This window comes from Actinocorallia lasiicapitis, assembly GCF_054778695.1.
On sequence record NZ_BAAGZI010000512.1, the window covers coordinates 1 to 3472 of the forward strand.

General features: G+C 73.6%; 5 protein-coding genes. 3 read left to right on the forward strand and 2 right to left on the reverse strand.

What is annotated here, in order from left to right:
- The coding region (locus tag ACYVE7_RS31245) for a hypothetical protein (protein WP_460369814.1) at window positions 1-472 on the reverse strand (472 nt) is incomplete at its 3' end.
- An 87-nt stretch (window positions 473-559) separates the two neighbouring features.
- Here ACYVE7_RS31245 and ACYVE7_RS31250 point away from each other — a divergent pair.
- Genes ACYVE7_RS31250 through ACYVE7_RS31260 form a run of 3 tightly spaced genes read left to right on the forward strand, consistent with a single transcriptional unit; the run spans window position 560 to window position 3297 of the window.
- The gene (locus tag ACYVE7_RS31250) at window positions 560-1483 is read left to right on the forward strand and encodes an ABC-three component system protein (protein ID WP_460369815.1); all 924 of its coding nucleotides are present in this window, start codon (window positions 560-562) and stop codon (window positions 1481-1483) included.
- 16 nt (window positions 1484-1499) lie between these two features.
- Entirely contained in the window at window positions 1500-1760 is a 261-nt protein-coding gene (locus tag ACYVE7_RS31255; RefSeq protein ID WP_460369818.1) for an ABC-three component system middle component 6, read from the forward strand.
- The gene (locus ACYVE7_RS31260) at window positions 1738-3297 is read left to right on the forward strand and encodes an ABC-three component system protein (RefSeq protein WP_460369819.1); all 1560 of its coding nucleotides are present in this window, start codon (window positions 1738-1740) and stop codon (window positions 3295-3297) included. The genes ACYVE7_RS31255 and ACYVE7_RS31260 overlap by 23 nt, the downstream gene beginning before the upstream one ends.
- Here the strand turns inward: ACYVE7_RS31260 and ACYVE7_RS31265 are convergent.
- Window positions 3260-3472, reverse strand: a 213-nt coding sequence (locus ACYVE7_RS31265) for a BRCT domain-containing protein (protein WP_460369821.1), incomplete at its 5' end; no start/stop codon positions are given. The genes ACYVE7_RS31260 and ACYVE7_RS31265 overlap by 38 nt on opposite strands.

The window sequence follows — 3472 nt, forward strand, 5'->3', positions numbered from 1 at the left end:
CGGCGCCCGTCCTGACGGCGTCCAGCGCGGCCCGGTCGGCGGGCCCCTGGTCGAGGATGAGCAGCTCGCGGCGGAGGGAGCGCAGCTCCTCCTCCCAGCGGGGGCCGACCGGACGCAGCAGGCCGTCCACGGCGAGCAGCCCGTCGGGCACCCGGTCGGGCGCGGCGAACAGCAGCACCCGCTCACCGTTCCCGACGGCCTCCGCGACGATCCCGGCCAGCGCCTCCGGCCTGGTCGAGACGGCGAAATGCCGGACGTCGCGCCGCTGCGGCTCAAGGAGAGCGGTGACGAGCGCGGCGGCGTCACCGGGAACGGCGCCGTCGCGGAGCACGCGCAAGGCGGTCAGCCGGGCGGCCCAGTCGGTGCGCCCGGCGGCCCGTCCCGGCTCGTGGTCGCGGGCGTCGAGCAGCTGGTACAAGGCGACCAGCGGGGCGTATCCGACCGAGAGTCGCTGCGGCAAGTCCTCGCTCATGCCGCTAAGTTCTCACACGCGCCGGTTCTCTCGCGAAACATGCAGCTCAGCGGGGCTTGTTCGGCGTTTCGCCGGTTACGGTGGAAGGTGTACGAACCGCAGGACCGTGCCTGGTTCCACAGCCAGTTCATGTCGCTGTCCGTCCGGAAGTCCGGCTTCGAGTGGCAGGACTTCGTCAACGACCTCATGCACGCGATCCATCCGGGCGCGTTCCTCGCCGTCGACCCCGCCGGCCGGGGTGACAAGGGCTGCGACGGCTGGGTCGGCGGGCTGATGCTCGCCTGCTACGGCGCCACCAGCCCCAACCAGCGCAACGTCACCCGCAAGGTGATCAGCGACTTCGAGACGGCCCTGCGGTACTGGGGCGACAGCATGGAGCGCTGGGCGTTCGTGCACAACAACGCCAACGGGCTGCCCGAGATGGCGGCCCGCGCGGTGATCGAGCTGCGCCGCCAGCACGGCGACAGGGTGAAGATCGAGGTGTGGCCGCCGCAGGTGCTCTGGCACCAGTGCGCGTTCCTGCCGCGAGAGCGGCTCGCCTCGATCATCGGCTCGCCGCCGTCCGACCATCCGGCGGGCATGACCTATCTGGCGCGCTGTGTGGAGTCGCTGGCCCGCACCCGGCTCACCCTCGACCTGGATCCGCTGCGCGAGGTCGCGTTCGGCAAGATCGAGCACAACGGGTTCGGGCCCGAGGTCGCCGAGCTGCTGACCAGGTTCCAGGCGACCACCGGGCACGTCCGCTACTACTTCCGGCACGCCTCTCCCGGGGAGCAGGCGCAGGTGTCGGAGAACCTCCGGGCCCGGTTCGCCGGGCACCGGGCCGCCTACCCCGACCCCGACGCCGTCTTCCACGCCCTCTGCGACGACCTGGTCGCCGAGGCGTTCGGCGACGGCACCGCCGACCCCGCCCAGCAGCGCAGCGCGGCGCTGATGGTCGTCACCCACTTCTTCGAGATCTGCGAGATCTTCGAGCCCGCCGCGGCGCACGGCCGGCGCGCCGCGTCCTGACCCCCGGGAGCCCCCCGTGCTTCTGCCCTCACGTTCGATCCCCGACGACCAGGCCCTCCTGGCCGTCGGGGCACAGATCCTGCTCCAGCTCGACCGGCCCGGCAGCGTCGGCGCGGTCTGGGAACGGCTGCTGCGCTGGCGGGACGCGCGGGGCGCCGACTCCGCACTGCCCTTCTGGTGGTTCGCCCTGGCCCTCGACGTCCTGTACATGCTCGGCGTCGTCGACCAGCGGGACGGAGAGTTGAGGAAGACCCGTGCTGATCTCACTGACCAGTGACCTACCCGACCTGCCCCCGATCCGGTTCTCCCCTGGACTCAACGTGCTGCCGGGACCGTCCGGTCTGGTCCGGCTGTTCGACGCGCTGCTCGCCGCGGACGTCCGGCCGGGACACCCGCTGCGCTCCGCCGCCTACGCGGGCGGCGAGTTCGCGCTGTCCCTGCACCTCAGCGGTGCGGCGCGGACGGTGCGGCGCACGGCCCGCGATCCGCTGACGGCGTGGCTCGACGACGAGGCGCTCCGGCTGATCCGGCTGCGCGCCCGGCTCGGGGCGGGCCTGTTCGGCCTGACGGGCGGCGGCACCGAACCGTCGTTCCGGTCGGTGATGGCCTATTACGTCCGGGACCCGTCCGCCGGCGGGGTGGCCGCACCGACCCTCACCTACCGCAAGCAGCGCTCCCAGGACGCCCAGCCGGCGCTCGCCCATCTGCTGGGGCTCGACGTCGATCTGGTGGCGAAGGTCCGGGAGGTCGGTGAGACCGAACGGAACCTGCGGGAGCTGCGCCACGCGGCCCGCGACTCCATCCTCGGCCTCACCCTGGGCCGCAGCCGCGACCTGGACGCGCAGCTCCGCACCCTCCAGCTCCAGCGGGACGCCGTCGCCCGGGAGGTGGCGGCCTACCGGGTCGCCGAGACCTACGGGCGGCAGCTGGAGCGGGCCGACGCGCTGAGCCGGGAGATCCGCGAGGTCACCGACCGGCTGGCCCTGTCGGGACGGCGGCTCGGCGAGCTCGACCAGGCCCTGGCGGGCGAGGACGGCGCCGACGCGGACTATGTGCGGCTCGCCTACGACGAGGTCGGCGCGGCCCTGCCCGAGCTGGTGGTGCGGCGGTTCGCGGAGGTGACCGCGTTCCACCGGTCGGTGGTCGCCAACCGGCGGCGGTATCTGGAGTCCGAGCACGCCCGGCTGCTGCGCGAGCGGGCCGCCGACTCGGCGCTGCTGCGCGACCTCGACGAGGAGCGCGCCGAACTGCTGCGGCTGCTGCACGCCGACGGCGCGCTGGCCGCCCACACCGAACTGGTCGGACGGCTCGCCCGGCTGGAGGGACGGATCGCCGAACTGGTCGAGCGGCGGGCCGTCGTCGACCGGTGGAGCGGCGCGGGACGCAGCGCCCAGCTCCGCTCCGCCGAGCTGGAACTCCAGGTCGGCACCGATCTGCACGACCGCAGAAACCATCTGAACGCCGTGTCCAGCCGGTTCGCCGGATACGCGTTCGCGCTGTTCGCCGAGGAGCGTCCGGCGGCCCTGACGATCGAACCGCGCCGGACGGGCTACCGGTTCTCGCCCGTGATCGGCGGGCCGCCCGGCCACGAGGTGCGGGCGCTGACCCTGTTCTGCTTCGACCTCTGCCTGGCCGTCACCGCGTTGCGGGAGGGGCGCGGGCCCGACTTCCTCGTCCACGACGCCGCCCTGTTCGACGACGTCCCCGCCGAGCTGATCGACCGTGCGCTGGCGCTGGCCGGACGGGTCTGCGACGAGGAGGGCCTGCAGTACGTGTTCAGCGGCCGAGCAGCCGGTCGAACGTCGCCGGGGTGACGATCGGGACGCCGTAGACGCGGGCGCGGCGGGCCTTGACCGACAGGGTGTCGGGGTCGGCCGCGACCAGCAGGGCGACCGAGCGCGTCACCCGGGGATGCGGGACGAGCCCCGCGGCGCGCGCCCGTTCCTCCCAGCGTTCGCGCGGCTCGGGGGTCTCGCCGGTGAACGCGAC